The 15,653-nt window shown below is 60.1% G+C and carries 15 protein-coding genes; 11 read left to right on the forward strand and 4 right to left on the reverse strand.

Going from position 1 to position 15,653, the window contains the following annotated elements; translation table 11 throughout:
* The first annotated feature begins 60 nt into the window (after positions 1 to 60).
* From K787_RS0107185 to K787_RS0107210, 6 genes are all read left to right on the forward strand, one after another.
* A complete protein-coding gene (locus tag K787_RS0107185) occupies positions 61 to 1,323 on the forward strand; it encodes an OprD family porin (protein ID WP_022962118.1) in 1,263 nt (420 codons plus the stop codon).
* A 62-nt stretch (positions 1,324 to 1,385) separates the two neighbouring features.
* Positions 1,386 to 2,366, forward strand: a complete 981-nt coding sequence (locus K787_RS0107190; protein WP_022962119.1) for a Bug family tripartite tricarboxylate transporter substrate binding protein — start codon at positions 1,386 to 1,388, stop codon at positions 2,364 to 2,366.
* Between the two features lie 96 nt (positions 2,367 to 2,462).
* Complete coding sequence (locus K787_RS0107195) at positions 2,463 to 2,921, forward strand: tripartite tricarboxylate transporter TctB family protein (protein WP_022962120.1); 459 nt, start codon at positions 2,463 to 2,465, stop codon at positions 2,919 to 2,921.
* A gap of 2 nt (positions 2,922 to 2,923) precedes the next feature.
* On the forward strand, positions 2,924 to 4,432 hold the full coding sequence (locus K787_RS0107200; protein WP_022962121.1) for a tripartite tricarboxylate transporter permease: 1,509 nt from the start codon (positions 2,924 to 2,926) through the stop codon (positions 4,430 to 4,432).
* On the forward strand, positions 4,425 to 5,462 hold the full coding sequence (locus K787_RS0107205; protein ID WP_022962122.1) for an AbrB family transcriptional regulator: 1,038 nt from the start codon (positions 4,425 to 4,427) through the stop codon (positions 5,460 to 5,462). Before K787_RS0107200 ends, K787_RS0107205 begins: the two co-directional genes overlap by 8 nt.
* A gap of 104 nt (positions 5,463 to 5,566) precedes the next feature.
* Positions 5,567 to 6,451 carry an alpha/beta hydrolase family protein gene (locus K787_RS0107210; RefSeq protein ID WP_022962123.1) on the forward strand — a complete coding sequence of 295 codons (885 nt, stop codon included), beginning with the start codon at positions 5,567 to 5,569 and terminating at the stop codon, positions 6,449 to 6,451.
* A 45-nt stretch (positions 6,452 to 6,496) separates the two neighbouring features.
* Here the strand turns inward: K787_RS0107210 and K787_RS0107215 are convergent, their stop codons facing one another.
* Positions 6,497 to 7,174: a type 1 glutamine amidotransferase domain-containing protein gene (locus K787_RS0107215; RefSeq protein ID WP_022962124.1), complete on the reverse strand. Its 678-nt coding sequence runs from the start codon at positions 7,172 to 7,174 to the stop codon at positions 6,497 to 6,499.
* An 83-nt stretch (positions 7,175 to 7,257) separates the two neighbouring features.
* Between K787_RS0107215 and K787_RS0107220 the strand changes: the two genes are divergently transcribed.
* The 4 genes from K787_RS0107220 to K787_RS0107235 all read left to right on the forward strand — a co-directional run bounded on the left by K787_RS0107220 (position 7,258) and on the right by K787_RS0107235 (position 10,918).
* Entirely contained in the window at positions 7,258 to 8,016 is a 759-nt protein-coding gene (locus K787_RS0107220) for a 5-oxoprolinase subunit PxpA (RefSeq protein ID WP_022962125.1), read from the forward strand.
* The gene (gene pxpB / locus K787_RS0107225; RefSeq protein ID WP_022962126.1) at positions 8,013 to 8,720 is read left to right on the forward strand and encodes a 5-oxoprolinase subunit PxpB; all 708 of its coding nucleotides are present in this window, start codon (positions 8,013 to 8,015) and stop codon (positions 8,718 to 8,720) included. Before K787_RS0107220 ends, pxpB begins: the two co-directional genes overlap by 4 nt.
* Positions 8,717 to 9,661: a 5-oxoprolinase subunit C family protein gene (locus K787_RS22485; protein ID WP_022962127.1), complete on the forward strand. Its 945-nt coding sequence runs from the start codon at positions 8,717 to 8,719 to the stop codon at positions 9,659 to 9,661. Before pxpB ends, K787_RS22485 begins: the two co-directional genes overlap by 4 nt.
* Positions 9,662 to 9,850: 189 nt before the next feature.
* Entirely contained in the window at positions 9,851 to 10,918 is a 1,068-nt protein-coding gene (locus tag K787_RS0107235) for a BMP family ABC transporter substrate-binding protein (protein ID WP_022962128.1), read from the forward strand.
* Between the two features lie 62 nt (positions 10,919 to 10,980).
* Here K787_RS0107235 and K787_RS0107240 read toward each other — a convergent pair whose 3' ends face one another.
* Complete coding sequence (locus tag K787_RS0107240) at positions 10,981 to 12,339, reverse strand: amidohydrolase family protein (protein ID WP_022962129.1); 1,359 nt, start codon at positions 12,337 to 12,339, stop codon at positions 10,981 to 10,983.
* A gap of 599 nt (positions 12,340 to 12,938) precedes the next feature.
* On the opposite strand from K787_RS0107240, the gene K787_RS0107250 reads away from it, so the two are divergent.
* Positions 12,939 to 13,958 carry an isopenicillin N synthase family dioxygenase gene (locus tag K787_RS0107250; RefSeq protein WP_022962131.1) on the forward strand — a complete coding sequence of 340 codons (1,020 nt, stop codon included), beginning with the start codon at positions 12,939 to 12,941 and terminating at the stop codon, positions 13,956 to 13,958.
* A 73-nt stretch (positions 13,959 to 14,031) separates the two neighbouring features.
* Here K787_RS0107250 and K787_RS0107255 read toward each other — a convergent pair whose 3' ends face one another.
* Both K787_RS0107255 and K787_RS0107260 read right to left on the reverse strand, forming a co-directional pair.
* Entirely contained in the window at positions 14,032 to 14,835 is an 804-nt protein-coding gene (locus K787_RS0107255; protein ID WP_022962132.1) for an ABC transporter permease, read from the reverse strand.
* Positions 14,832 to 15,617, reverse strand: a complete 786-nt coding sequence (locus K787_RS0107260; RefSeq protein ID WP_022962133.1) for an ABC transporter ATP-binding protein — start codon at positions 15,615 to 15,617, stop codon at positions 14,832 to 14,834. The genes K787_RS0107255 and K787_RS0107260 overlap by 4 nt, the downstream gene beginning before the upstream one ends.
* Positions 15,618 to 15,653 lie beyond the last annotated feature (36 nt).

Raw genomic sequence — 15,653 nt, forward strand, 5'->3', positions numbered from 1 at the left:
TGTAGTACAACTCAGGGCGCAAAGATCGCCCGGTACAACAACAACAATGGAGTTTATCTGATGCAGACAAAGTCGCACTTTACGCGTCGTATTCCCGCAGCACTACTGCTTGGCTCGTCCACCCTCATGGCGCAAGGCGCTCTGGCCCAGGGTTTTGTCGAAGACAGCAGCGCTACCTTGAGCACCAGCAATATCTATTTCAATCGCGACTTCCGCGAAGGCACCGGCCAATCCAAGCGCGAAGAATGGGCTCAGGGTTTCATTCTGAACGTCAAATCCGGCTTTACCCCCGGCACCATCGGCTTTGGTCTGGACGCCCAGGCGATGCTCGGCCTGAAGCTCGATTCCAGCCCGGACCGCACTGGCACCGGCCTGCTGCCTACTCACGATGACGGCCGCGCCGCCGACGAATACAGCAAGCTGAATCTGACCGCCAAGGCGCGCGTCTCCGAGTCGACATTGCTGGTCGGCAGCCTGCTGCCCAAGCTGCCGACGCTGAACCCAAATACTAGCCGCATTCTGCCGCAAACCTTTGAAGGCGGCATGGCAACGATCAACGAATTCGACAACCTGAGCATCAGCATTGGCCGCCTGACCAAGGTCAAGGACCGCAATTCCACCGATGCCGAGGATTTGACCTCGAACAACAAGAACCAGCGCTTCGGCGGCTCGTTCACTTCAGATCATTTTGATTGGGTAGGGCTGGACTACACATTCAAGCCCAACCTGGCGGGCAGTTATCACCTGGCACAACTGGATGATATCTACCGCCAACACTTTATCGGCCTGACCCATCAGCTAGCATTGGGCGAGGGCAGCCTGAAGTCCGAGCTGCGTGTCGCTATTTCCGACGAGCAGGGCGCGGCCCAAGCCGGCGATATCGACAACCAGGCCTGGCAGGGTCTGTTTAGCTACGCCCTCAACGGTCATCGCTTCGGCTTCAACCTGCAGAAAATGCGTGGCGACAACGCCTTCCCGTATATCGACGGCAGCAACCCGACCCTGGCCAACTTTGTGCAAATCAACGATTTCGCCGAGGCCGGTCAGCGTTCCGCGCAGGTACGTTACGATTACAACTTTGCCGATCAGGGCCTGCCCGGATTGAGCTTTATGAGCCGCTACACCAAGGGTGATCAAGCCGAACTGGTGGCCGGCGGCAGCGGCACTGACTGGGAACGCAACACCGAGCTGCAGTACGTTATTCAGGAAGGCCCGTTGGAGAATCTCGGCCTGCGCTGGCGCAATGCGACTTATCGCTCCAGTTATGCCCGTGATGTGGATGAGAATCGTCTGATCGTCAGCTACAGCGTGCCCATCTGGTAAGCGCCTTCACTACCAATAGGCGCACCGATATCACCTAGAATAAGAAACAAGAGGAACCACCCATGAAATCAGCTCTCTGCTCCACCCTGCTGGCCATTGCCTGCCTGGGTATCGCCACCTACACCCTGGCCGACGAACCGCGCCGGCCCGAATGTATCGCCCCAGCATCGCCTGGCGGCGGCTTTGACCTGACCTGCAAGTTGGCTCAAACCGCGCTACTGGACAGCAAGAAGATAAGCCGGCCGATGCGGGTGACTTATATGCCCGGCGGCATTGGCGCCGTGGCCTATAACGCCGTAGTCGCCCAACGCGCCTCCGAAGGCGGCACCATCACCGCCTTCTCCAGCGGCTCGCTGCTCAACCTGGCTCAGGGCAAATTCGGTCGTTTCGATGAAAACGCCGTGAAGTGGCTGGCGGCGGTAGGTTCCAGCTATGGCGCCATTGCTGTGCGCGCCGACTCCGAGTTCAAGACCCTGGATGACTTGATTGCTGCGATGAAGAAAGACCCGTCGAAAGTGGTCATCGGCTCTGGTGGCACCGTCGGCAGCCAGGACTGGATGCAAACCGCACTGATTGCCCGGGCGGCCGGTATCGATCCGCGCAAGCTGCGCTATGTGGCCATGGAAGGCGGCGGCGAACTCGCCACCTCATTGCTTGGCGGCCACATCCACGTTGCCAGCACGGATATTTCCGACTCCGTACCGCATATCGAAAGCGGCGGCATCCGCATTCTCGCCATACTGTCCGACGAGCGCCTGCCCGGTGATTCGGTGGCCGACATCCCGACCGCCAAGGAACAGGGCTACGATGTGAGCTGGCCGGTGGTTCGCGGTTTCTACATGGGGCCGGATGTCAGCGATGAAGACTACGCCTGGTGGAAGAATACCTTCGATGAGATTCTCGCTTCCGAGGACTACGCCACGCTGCGCGAACAGCGCGAACTCTTCCCCTTCTCCATGACCGGAGAGGAGCTGGATACCTACGTCAAGAAACGGGTAGCCGATTACAAGCAACTGGCCGCCGAGTTCGGTCTGACGCAGTAATCCAAACCGCTAGAGCATCCCATTAGCTCAACCCAGTAATCCGACCCTTAAGGCCGGTGGCGCAATGCCCCGGCCAGTACCCGCGAGGACTCCACCATGTTGTATCACCGCCTGTTTGCGGCGTGCCTGCTGTTGGCCTGCATCGGCCTCGGCCTGACCGCCTGGGGCTATCACGCGCCCTATTCCTATGAGCCGGTCGGGCCGCGTGCTTACCCGCTAATGCTGCTGGTTCTGCTCGGTGCCGGCGCTCTGCTGCTGGTGTTCAAGCCGGCGCTGGAGAGCAATGGCGAGGCACCGCCGGCACTGGTGCCGGCGATGCTGGTGAAGGTGCTGATTTGCCTGGCCCTGTTATTGGCATTGGCTGCGCTGTTCGAGAAGGTCGGCTTCATCGTCACCGCAACGCTGTTCGGCTTCGGCATGGCCCTTTTGTTCGGTGGCCGCTGGCTGCCCAGCGCGATTCTCGCCGTGGTACTGGGCATTGGCCTGTACTTCCTGTTTGACCGCATTCTTGACGTGCCGCTGCCCATGGGCGTGCTGTCCGTACTGGAGAACTAATCATGGATACGCTGCAATATCTTGGACAGGGTTTTAGCGTCGCCCTGAGCCCGAACAATCTGATTACCGCGCTGGCGGGAACCACCATCGGCACCATCGTCGGCCTGCTGCCTGGACTGGGCCCGATCAACGGCGTAGCGCTGTTGATCCCGGTTGCCTTTGCGCTGGGCCTGCCGCCGGAAACCGCGCTGATTCTGTTAGCCTCGGTTTATCTAGGCTGCGAATACGGCGGACGTATCTCCTCGATTCTGCTGAACATTCCCGGTGAAGCCTCTGCAGTAATGACCACGCTGGATGGCTACCCGCTGGCGCGCCAGGGCAAAGGTGGCATTGCGCTGTCCATCTCGGCTTGGAGTTCCTTTATCGGCGGCATGATTGCGACTGTAGGGGTGGTCGCCTTTGCGCCGCTGCTGGCCGGCTGGGCGGTGTCCTTCGGGCCGGCCGAGTATTTCATGCTGATGGTCTTTGCGATTGTCTGCCTGGCTGGCATGGCGGGTGACAAACCGGTCAAGACTGCCGTGGCGGTGCTGATCGGTCTGATGCTCTCGTGCGTGGGTATTGATGCCAACAGCGGCGTCTATCGCTTCACCTTCGGCAGTCTGGGGTTGTCTGACGGTATTCAGTTCGTAGTGCTGGTGCTGGGGCTGTTCAGTATCAGTGAGATCCTCATGCTGCTTGAGCGCACTCACCATGGCCAGACCGCAGTCAAGGCCAGCGGGCGCATGCTGTTCAATTTCAAGGAAGGCGCCTCGGTGTTCGCCACCAACATTCGCAGCGGTCTACTCGGGTTTATCTTCGGGGTCCTGCCCGGCGCTGGCGCTACCTTGGCCAGCGCGGTCAGCTACATGTCCGAGAAGCGCATTGCCGGCGCCAGCGGCCGCTTTGGCGAAGGTGACCTGCGTGGCCTGGCCGCACCGGAAACCGCCAACAGCGCCTCGGCCTGCGGTTCCATGGTGCCGATGCTGACGCTGGGTATCCCCGGCTCCGGCACCACGGCAGTGATGCTCGGCGCGCTGACGTTGTACAACATCACCCCAGGCCCGCTGCTGTTCCAGAACCAGCCCGACATCGTCTGGGGTCTTATAGCCTCGCTGTTTGTCGCCAACGTGATTCTGATCATCATGAATATTCCGATGATCAACCTGTTCACTCGTATTCTCTCGGTGCCGAACTGGACTCTGGTGCCGGCGATTGCGATCATCACCTCGATTGGCGTGTATGCGGTGCATGCGACCACCTTCGATCTGTTCCTGATGATTGCCATTGGCGTGTTTGGCTACATCCTGCGCAAGTTGGACTTCCCGCTCTCAGCACTGCTGCTGGGCTTTATCCTCGGCGGCATGATGGAAAGCAACCTGCGCCGCGCACTGTCTATCTCCGACGGCAACCTCGGCATTCTGTGGAATAGCCCGATCACTCTGGGTCTCTGGGTACTGGTGGCCTTTATGGTCGCGCTGCCGTTCTGGCGCGCCTATCGTGCACGCCGTGCCGTGCCACTGACCGATGCCTAAGAGAGCATCACGGCTGGCCCAGGCCAGGCTCTGGTCTACGCCGCTGGTGGGGTTGCTCGGCGGCTGGCTGGCCAGCTGGGCTGACTGGCCGCTGCCCTGGATGGTCGGCTCGTTACTGGCGGTCATCCTGGTGCGCTGCAGCGGCTGGATGCTGGTGGCGCTGCCAGGCGGGCGTCAGACCGGGCAATGGATTGTCGCCAGCGCCATCGGCTTGCATTTTACCGCCCCGGTATTCGAACAGATCCTTGGCCATTGGTGGGTTATCGTCCTCGGTGCTTGCGTCACCGTCATGCTCTGTGTGATTGGCATAGCAGTACTCAGGCGCAGCGGGGTGGATCGCGCTACCGCCTATTTCGCCAGCATGCCCGGTGGCGCCAGCGAAATGGTCGTCCTCGCCATGCGGCACCAGGCCGAGCCGGCCAAGGTCGCTGCCGCCCACAGCCTGCGACTGTTGATGGTAGTGCTGATCATCCCCGCGCTATTTACCTTTGCCTTGCCCGAAACCCCAGCACCGGGGCCCACCAGCACCCATTGGGGCTGGCTAGTGCTGTTGATGCCTCTGGGCGCGGGCCTGGCCATGCTCTGGCGCCAACTCGGCCAACCCAATCCATGGATGCTCGGCCCGCTGACCGTCTGCGCCGTGGCGAGTGTCTGGTTTGATCTGGATATCGCGCTGCCACCTGGCGGCGGTGAGCTAGGGCAGTGGTTGATTGGTTGCGCGCTGGGTTGTCATTTCGATCGCACATTCTTTCGCAGTGCGCCAGCCTTCATGCTTAGAGTGGTGCTGTTCACCCTGATAGCGATGATAGCCGCGGCGCTGGGCGCGGAAGTGCTCAGTTGGTTCGCCGAGGTCGATGACATCAGCCTGATGCTGGGCATGATGCCGGGCGGCATTACCGAGTTATGCCTGACCGCCGAAGCGTTGCAACTGTCAGTCGCCTTGGTAACCGCTTTGCAGGTACTGCGACTGTTTCTGGTGATGTTTCTGGCTGAACCGGCTTATCGCCTATGGAACCGACGGCAACCCTGAGAGGCGGCAACCTTGGGCAGGTACTTGAGAAAAGCCTTTGCGTTATAGACCGATCGGTCTATATACTCATTGGCATCGTGTGCAATGCAACTCAGGTGACCGACATGCCCTCTTCCAATGGCGACCAACACCAACGCTTAACCCTGAACGCCGCAGATGGCTATCCGCTCGGCGCTACCTTGTTTGCTGCTAGCCAGCCCGTCGGCCAGATCCTGGTAGGTAGCGCCACAGGCGTGCCGCGCGGGTTTTACCGACGCTTCGCCGAGTACGCCACTGCGCGCGGATACACCACTCTGACGCTGGATTATCGCGGCGTCGGCGAATCCCGTCCGGCGACACTGAAAGGCTTCGAGATGGATTATCTGGACTGGGCCAGGCTGGATTTGGCAGCGGCGCTGGATCATCTGCACCAACCGGAGCTGCCGACCTTTATGGTCGGTCACTCATTCGGCGGCCACGCCTTCGGCCTGATGCCCAATCATCAGCACGTCAGCGGACTATATACCTTCGGCACCGGTGCCGGCTGGCATGGTTGGATGCCGGTTGCCGAGCGACTGAAAGTGCTGACCATGTGGCGGGTGGTTGCGCCGTTACTGACCCGCAGCAAGGGCTATCTGGCCTGGAGCAAATTGGGCATGGGTGAAGACCTGCCGCTGGGCGTGTACCGCCAATGGAAGCGCTGGTGCCGCTACCCCCGGTATTTCTTCGAGGACCCGGCCATGCCGGGATTGGAAGAGCAGTTCGCACAGATCACTACGCCGATTATTGCGCTGAATGCGACTGACGACCTCTGGGCATCGCCGGCCTCGCGGGATGCTTTTATGTCGGCCTATCGCCAGGCCGATTACCAGGGCTTGACCTTGATACCCGCCGAGGCCGGGCTTCCGCCCATCGGTCATATGGGCTACTTTCGCCCCAGCGCACAGCCGCTTTGGCAGGACGCGCTGAACTGGTTCGACCAGCTGCGTCAGTCCCGTCAGGCGGCATAATTTAACGCATAATCCGCGATCAAACCGGCGCGCTTTAGGCCCGCTTCACCGCAACAATGTGAGCAGTGCCTTGGCCGCCTCTTCCGAGGAGCCCGGGTTCTGCCCGGTAACCAGCTTGCCGTCTACCCGCACGTAAGACGCCCAGTCATCCCCCTTGCTGTACAGCCCGCCCTTGTCCTTCAGGCTGTCTTCCAGCAGGAAGGGCACCACATCGGTCAGGCCAACCGCATCTTCCTCGGAATTAGTGAAACCGGTGACCTGGCGGTCTTTGACTAATGGCTCGCCGTCGGTACCGCGGGCATTGAGCAACACCGCCGGAGCGTGGCAGACCGCGCCGACCGGCTTGTCGGCCAGTACAAAGGCTTCGATCAGCGCGATGGAATGGCTGTCATGGGCCAGATCCCACAGCGGGCCATGGCCGCCGGGATAGAACACGGCGTCAAAAAAGGTTGCCGAAACGTCCGCCAGCGGCAGGGTTGAGGCCAACTGCTTTTGCGCCAGATCGTCTGTCTTGAAGCGTTTGGTCGCCTCTGTCTGCGCGTCCGGCTCATCGCTCTTCGGGTCCAACGGCGGCTGACCGCCTTTGGGCGAGGCCAGCACGACCTGCGCTCCAGCATCCTTGAGAGCGTAATAAGGTGCGGCGAACTCTTCCAGCCAAAAGCCGGTTTTGTTGCCGGTATCGCCCAGTTCATCATGGGAGGTGAGTACCATCAGAATCTTCATTGTGTACCTCGTATGTTACTGCGGCATGTGGCCGTTGGACTGGAACTGCGTTAGTTTGTTCAGCATCAGCGAGGAGCGGATGTGTGAAAAGATTACTGCTTAACTGCGACATGGGCGAAAGCTTCAGCGCCTGGACCATGGGCCTGGATGATCAGGTCATGCCGCATATTGACTACGCCAATATTGCCTGCGGCTTCCATGCCTCGGACCCCGGTGTAATGCGCCAGACCGTAGGCCTGGCGCTGGCACATGGCGTGCGTATCGGCGCGCATCCGGCCTACCCGGATCTAGCCGGCTTTGGTCGCCGCTCCATGCAGTGTAGTGCACAGGAAGTGACTGATCTGTTGCATTACCAGGTCGGCGCCCTGGACGGCATCTGTCGCGCCCAGGGCGGGCAGGTGAGTTACGTCAAACCGCATGGCGCGCTGTACAACGACATGATGCTAAGCCCCGAGCTGCTGCGCACCGTTATGCAGGCGATCGCCACCTATAACCCAGCACTGCCGCTGATGCTACTGGCCCGGCGCGACAACCAGCCAAGCCTTGATCTGGCCGCCGAATACGGCATTGAACTGCTGTTCGAAGCCTTCGCCGACCGTGCCTATGACCGCAATGGCTACCTGCTGCCGCGCTCACAGCCCGGCGCCGTATTGCATGATTGCGAGCAGGTAGTGCAACAGGCGTTGAAGCTCGCCAACGGACAACCGCTTACCGCCGATGATGGCAGCCAGTTGCAACTGGCTGCCGATACCCTGTGCGTACACGGCGACAATCCGGCGGCGGTAGAGGCGGTCAAGCGCATCCGGGCCGCGCTCGGTCGGGCCACGCCTGGCCAGACATGAAACTACGGATTGAGATCGCCGCCCTGGACGTGCTCACCCTGCGTCTGTTCGATCATATCGACGAAGCCAACATGCCCTGGCTGATCGCCGCCGGACAACGATTACGCACGCTTTTCGGCACCGATCTGATCGATCTGGTGCCGTCCTATACCACGCTAATGCTCCATTATGATGGCCAGCAACTCAGTGAAGCCGAAGCGCGGCGGCGTGTGCATGCCGCGCTGGATGGATTACAGCCCGCTAACGCCGAGGCCCACGGCCAACTACACCAGATTCCGGTCTGGTATGACATCAGCGTCGGGCCAGACCTCCCGCGTTTGGCCCAGCTCAGCGGCTTGTCCATCCGGCAGGTCATAGAGCGTCACTGCGTCCGCGATTACAGCGTATTTGCGCTGGGCTTTGTGCCCGGCTTTGCCTATATGGGCCTGGTCGAACCCGAATTGACCGCCCCGCGTCTGAGCACCCCACGAAAGAAGGTGCCCGCTGGCAGCGTCGGCATTGCCGAACGCCAGACGGCGGTGTATCCACTGGTATCGCCGGGTGGTTGGAATCTATTGGGCCGAACCGCCACCCGTCTGTTCGACCCGCAGCGCGAAGGCTATAGCCTGCTCACACCCAGTGATCGCGTGCGGTTTGTTGCCATCGACCGTGATGCTTTCGTAGATCTAGGCGGCGATATCACGCCGATGGCCGTTGAGCAATGAGCGGGCTGACCGTCGAGAAAACCCTGGGTCTGGCGCAACTGCAGGACCGTGGCCGCTTTGGTGTCCGGCATCTGGGTGTAACCCAGGGCGGGGCTCTGGATTGGATCGCCGCTAGCTGGGCCAATCAGCTGCTGGGTAATAGCCCTGACTGCGCACTGATCGAACTGCCGTTTGGCGGCGTCACTCTGCGCTGCCAGCAACACACTACCCTGGCACTGACCGGTGCAGATCTGCAGGCAACGCTGGATACGCAGCCGCTACCTGCCTGGCAGAGCTTTAGGGTAGCCCCCGGACAAACTCTGACCCTAGGCCCACCCCGCAGCGGTATGCGCGGTTACCTGGCTGCGCCCGGCGGATTCGACGCGCCGCGGGTGCTGAACTCGCGCAGCGAAGTGCGCCGCGAACAACTGGGTGGGCTGCATGGGGATGGTAGCCCGCTAGGCCCAGGCGATCTACTGGCATTCGGTAGCGCCAAACCCGCCCCCGCAGCAGTCCCACAGCAACATATTCCGGACTATCTAGCAGCGGTTTGCCTAGAACTGATACTCGGCGCCCAGATTGCGTTGTTTAGCGGTCAGAGCCTGTTTGCTCTGTTCAACCAGCCCTGGCAGGTGGATCAGCGAACCGACCGCATGGGGTTGCGCTTGCTCGGTCCGGCGCTGCGCTATCAAGGACCACCGATCATCTCCGAAGGCATCCCGCTGGGTACGGTTCAAGTGCCTGCCGACGGTCAACCGATCATTCTGCTCAACGACCGCCAGACCATCGGCGGCTATCCGCGCCTCGGCGCATTGAGCCCGGCCAGTGTCGCGCGGCTGGCCCAGTGCGCTCCGGGCCAGCAACTGATGTTGAAACCCACAACCTTGGCCAAGGCCCGCACCCAGCAGCTAGCGCTACAAAGTGCGATCTGCACCACCTTGCTGGTGCAGTCAGCGTATTGATGCTCCGCCATCGTGCACCGATGGCCATCTCCCAGGGTCTTTATCCGCCACCAGACAGCCGAAAAGGTCGCGAATAAACCCGCTTTGCAGATTTCCTGAACAAATGGCCAGCTTTTTGCTGTGAATAGACAGGCGCGCTCGACAGCGGAAGCGAGCGGCTCTCAACTACCTATTTCAGGAGAAGTATCCATGAGCTTTAAACGCAGTCTGGCACTGGCGGCAACCCTAATCCTGTCGGCCGAGGCCATGGCAGATGATCCTCTGAAAGTCGGCTTTGTCTATGTTGGCCCCATTGGCGATCACGGCTGGAGCTATCAGCACGACCAGGGCCGTCTGGCCATGGAGGAGCACTTTGGTGACAAGGTGCAGACCACCTATGTGGAAAATGTCAACGAAGGCGCCGATGCCGAGCGCACCATTCGCCGCCTGGCCCAGGCCGGCAATGATGTGATCTTCACCACCTCTTTCGGTTTTATGAATCCCACAGCACGGGTCGCGGCTGACTATCCAGACAAGACGTTCCTGCATGCCACCGGCTACAAGCAATCCGAGAATCTGGGCACCTATCTGTCCGTTACTTACGAAGGTCGTTATGTGACCGGCGCGGCGGCCGGCATGGTCACCGAATCCAACACCATTGGCTATATCGCCTCTTTCCCTATTCCAGAGGTGATCCGCGACATCAACGCGGTCTATCTCGGCGCACGCTCGGTCAATCCCGAGGCCGAAATCAAGGTCATCTGGGTCAACACCTGGTTCGATCCGGCCAAGGAAGCCGATGCTGCCAACACGCTGATGGACCAGGGCGCGGACGTTATCGTGCAGCACACCGACAGCCCGGCACCGCTGCTGGCAGCAGAGAAACGCGGCCACTGGGGCGTGGGACAGGCATCGGATATGAGCCACTTCGGTCCCAAGGCGCACCTGTTATCCGTAGTTAATGACTGGGCTCCCTACTATATCGATACCGTGGACAAAGTCATGACCGGCACCTGGGAGTCAGGTGATTACTGGGGCGGCATCCATGACGACGTGATCAAGATCGTCGCCGTCAACGAGAGCCTGAGTGACGAGCAGCGCAGTAAGATCGAGCAACTGACTGCCGCGATCGGCAGCGGTGAACTGCATCCGTTCGCTGGCCCGCTGAAAAATCAGGCCGGTGAGCTCAAGGTGCCGGAAGGCACGACTATGACCCGCGAAGAACTCGCTGGCATGAACTGGTACGTGGAGGGTATAGACGCAACCATCCCCCAATAAGCACCTGTGTTGGCAACAGGCCCGGACTTGTCCGGGCCTTTTTTTGCCTGTGCCTCAGCGGGTCAGGTGCGCAGCAATTGCTGTACCGCTTCCTGCACGCGGGCCGTCAACTCTGCTTCGTCCAGCCCCTGAATATCGCCACCGCTGATCGCCGGTCTGCCCTGAATGAAGCTGTGCTTGATCAACACCGGTTCACCGCACATCAATGGCGCCAGCAACGGGGTATGCACCCCGGCCAAGCGAGGCTGATGAATATCATAGAGCACCAGGTCAGCGGCCATGCCGACCTTCAGCTCACCCACCTCACCCAGCCCCAGAAGTTGAGCGCCGTTACGGCTACCCCAGGTCAGCACCTGTTCCAATGTGGTCGCGGATGGACCGTGCAGCGCGCGGTGCAGCAGCCAGGCCATGTTCAGTTCCTGCAACATGGATCCGGATTCGGCAGAGGCGGAGCCGTCGACGCCCATGGTAATGCTCACACCGGCCTGCTGCATGGCGATCACCGGCGCCACGCCACTGCCCAAACGGCAGTTGGAAGTAGGGCAATGGGAGATACGCGTACCCGAAGCCGCTAGGCGTTCGATGGCATGCGCATCGCTGTGCACCAGATGCGCGAACCAGACCTCCTCGCCAAGCCAATCACAATCTTCGGCGTGATCGATTGCGCTTTTGCCATACTTAGCCTGCGCCTGCTGCTCGTCAAACCCGACTTCCAGCAGATGCGAATGCATGCCCAGGCCCATTTCCCGAGCGTAGGCAGCCTGCACCCGCAGCCCATCCGGCGAGCTGGAATGGATCAGACTGGTGGGCGCGACCACTAGTTTGCGCATGGCATCCCCACCGTCCTGGTGATAGCGCACCCGCGTCTGCTCCAGACGCTGCAGCACCTGATCCAGCGTTTCCGGCCGAATGCCGTTGTCGATCATGCCCTGGTGGCTGCCCTGCTCGGTGGCAGTGCCGCGACACAACACCAGACGCATGCCCAGTTCGTCTGCCGCCTGCCATACCGCGTCTTCCAGCTCCGGGCTGGTAGTGTCGTGGTACAGGTAATGGTGATCCGCACAGGTGGTGGCGCCCGAGCGCAACAGCTCATACAGTCCCAGGCGCGCGGCGTGATACATCAGCTGCGGCGTGACCTTTGGCCAGAACCGGTAGGGCACCGAACTGAGCCAGTCACCCAGCCCTTGGTTCAGCGCTGCCGGCACACCCTTCATGACGGATTGGGCGAGGTGATGATGGGTATTGACCAGTCCCGGCCAAACCACACAGCCGCGGGCGTCGATCTGTGTTTCGGCACCATCGATAGCCGGGCGCAGGTCACGGCCCATCTCGGTGATCCGTCCATCACGGATACGAATATCGGTTACATCGGGCTGGCTGGGGGAAAATACGGCTTCGGCATGTTTGATCAGATAAGCCACTGCGGTGCTCCTTTGTTGGTCAAAGAGCAATGTCCCGGGGCGGGGCCCCTGACCGCTTCTACTCTGGTACGTTGGTAAAAAAGCGTTGTCGGGCAGTCAGCCCGAATGAAATGAACAGCATCTTCACTATCACTGCCCGATTCAGCTCTGCAATTTTCTCACCAACCCCGGCAGCCCTCGAAGCCTCGTGATAACGGGTTCAAGAAAGCATGAAATAGGCTGGCTCGAACAAAAGCAGTGCAGATGGTCAGTTTTTTGCACATCCTCGGTGCAGATTTTCCATGCACAAGAAAGAGGCGAAACGGCGGTGGCGCCGCAGCACCGCTGCCTTGGTCCAAAAATGCCATCTTGGCGCGCTTCCTGCTTGATATTCAGAGCGGAGCCATTAAGCTCTGCCCGATGAGTAGAAGCTGTCAGGGGGCCAAACCCCAGGTCATTGCTCAGTTCATGGTCGGACGCTGTGCCAGGCACAACGAACGGACCGGACTGACCTGCCAGTTCCGCTGACTCGCCTTCCGTCCGCTTTCCCAGTGCCGTCCGATGCGTTCCGACCCTTTGTCTGCCCTGTGCTTGGCACGGGTACTACTTGGAGCATCATCATGACTGACAATACCGCCACGCCCGAATACGGCTTGAAAGAACTGCAACTGGAAACCACCTTCGGTGGCATGGGCCGCGAGACCAGCAAGGACATACCGCTTATCGATCTCAGCAATTTCGACCATCGCCGCCAGGAGATCACCGCTCAACTGTGGCAGGCGGCGACCGAAGTAGGCTTTTTCCAGTTGATCAACCACGGGCTGGATCTCGACTCCGTACGCGACGCGTTCAAACTGTCGGAAGCCTTCTTCGCCCTGCCCAGCGAACAAAAGCAGGCCTTCCCGTTAAAGAAAGGACTGAATGCCGGCTGGGAGTTCATGTCTCAGGTACGCCCGTCCACGCGCACCGCCGATCAAAAGGAATCTTTCCAGATTACCCTGCCGCATATGGATGATCTCTGGCCGAACCAGACAGTCGTTCCAGAGTTTCACCGGGTGATGCTGGACTTTGAATACCGCGCCTGGCAACTGGGCATGCAGGTACTCTCCTGTTTTGCCGACCGGCTTGGGTTCGAACGCGACTTCTTCAGCCAGGCACATGATCGCCGCAAGCCTGACTATCAAAGCACCCTGCGCCTGCTGCACTACCTGGCCATGCCGGAAGAATCGCAGGATGACAGCCTGTGGCGCGCCGGTGCGCACACCGATTTCGATTGCCTGACCATGGTCTTCCAGCAGGAAGGTCAGGGTGGCCTGCAGGTTAGCCCCGGCAAGGATGCTGAAGGCGCTGGCGATAATCGCGAGTGGAGTAGCGTGATCCCGCGTGATGGCGTCATTACCTGCAACATCGGCGATATGTTAATGCGCTGGAGTGACGATCAGCTCAAGTCCACCCTGCACCGCGTGCGCATGCCAAAACCCGGCGAGTACCGTGGCCCGCGCTACAGCCTGGCGTTCTTCTGCCAGGCCAACAAGGAGGTGATAATCCAGGGACCCGGCGGAAAGTACCCACCGATCTCTGCAGCGGACTATCTGTTACAGCGCATCCAGGCCAACTTCGCCGAAAAAAAGCCGAGCTGAGCTGCTAACGGCAGCGGCCTCTTGAGCAGAGGCCGCTTTGGCTGGTCATCTCTTACTGCTCCTGACGGGAAAGTTAGAACGCTGCCTCCGAGCCTCTGGTAGCCCAACGCGTCATGCGGCGCTCCACCAATGCAAACAGCTCGTACATCACCACCCCCATGATACCGATCACCACCAGGCCTGCGAACACCAACCCCATGTTCATCGACGAACTGGCAGAAATCATCAGATAGCCGATACCCAGGTTGGACGCCACGGTTTCGGAAATGACCGAACCGACGAACGCCAGGGTGATCGCCACCTTCAGCGAAGCGAAAAAATAGGGCATGGAGCGTGGCAGGGCGACCTTCTTGAGGATGTCCAGTTTGCTGGCACCGAGTGAACGCAGTACATCCTGTAACTCCGGCTCCAGGGTTGCCAGGCCCGTGGCCATGTTGACCACCACCGGGAAGAACGAAATCAGGAAGGCGGTGAGAATCGCCGGTACTGTACCGATACCGAACCAGACCACCAGCACCGGCACAAAGGCCACCTTGGGTACGCTGTTGAAACCGACCAGCAGCGGATAAAGCGCTTTGTAAATGATCGGAGAAGAGCCGACCAGAATGCCCAGGAACAGGCCAAACACCACAGCAATACCGAACCCCACCAACGTGGTGAACAGGGTATGCAAAGCGTGCTGCATGATAGGAGCGCGATACTCTAGCCAGGCCGCCCAGATGTCCGTGGGCGCGGGAAACAGATAGGTTGGAATACTAAACAGCTTGCACACCAACTCCCAGAACAGGGTGAGGGATACCAGCAACAGCCAAGGCGAGGCCTTGATCAGCCATTTCCTGCGTTGTGCGCGTGTCATGCCGAGTAGGCTACTGCTCATGCCGCGCCCTCCCGTATACGTCCAATATGATCACGCAGTTCGAACACCAATTCGGCGAAGCGATCGGTGTAAGTCACCGCCAGTTCGCGCGGCCGTGGCAGATCAATTGGCTTACGCACCAGCAGACGTCCGGGGCCCTTGCTCATCACGTACACGGTGTCGGCAAGGAACACTGCCTCGCGTAAATCATGGGTTACCAGAATCACCGTGAAGGGCTCCTCCTGCCACAGGTCACGGACCATGCACCAGAGTTCTTCGCGGGTAAAGGCATCCAGTGCGCCAAAGGGCTCATCGAGCATCAGCAGGCCAGGCTTGTGGATCAGCGCCCGGCAGATGGAAGCACGCTGCTGCATACCGCCAGATAGCTCCCAGGGAAACTTGTCCTCACACCCGGCCAACCCGACCCGCTTGAGCAGCGCGCGGCCCTGCTCCTCGAACAGCGCCTTTTCCGCCTTGAAGCGATGCCGGTACTGCTTGACGATTTCCATCGGCAGCAGAATGTTTTCCAATGTGCTGCGCCAGGGCAACAGGTTGGATGCCTGAAATGCCATACCCACATTCTGCTGCGGGCCGGTTACCGGTTGTCCGCCGAGCAGGATATTGCCCTCGCTCGGTGGTGCCAGCCCGGTGACCAGCTTCATCAGGGTGGATTTGCCACAACCGGATGGACCCACCACCGCGACGAATTCGTTCTGCTTTACCGTCATGCTGATGTCTTCAATGGCCATGGGGCCATCCTCGCCATAGCGCATACTGACGTGCTCAAATTGCACCAGATCCATCTTCAACTCCGTTTAGAAATAAGCAGGGCCGCCATC

This window comes from Halopseudomonas pelagia CL-AP6, assembly GCF_000410875.1.
In the GTDB taxonomy this organism is placed as follows: domain Bacteria; phylum Pseudomonadota; class Gammaproteobacteria; order Pseudomonadales; family Pseudomonadaceae; genus Halopseudomonas; species Halopseudomonas pelagia.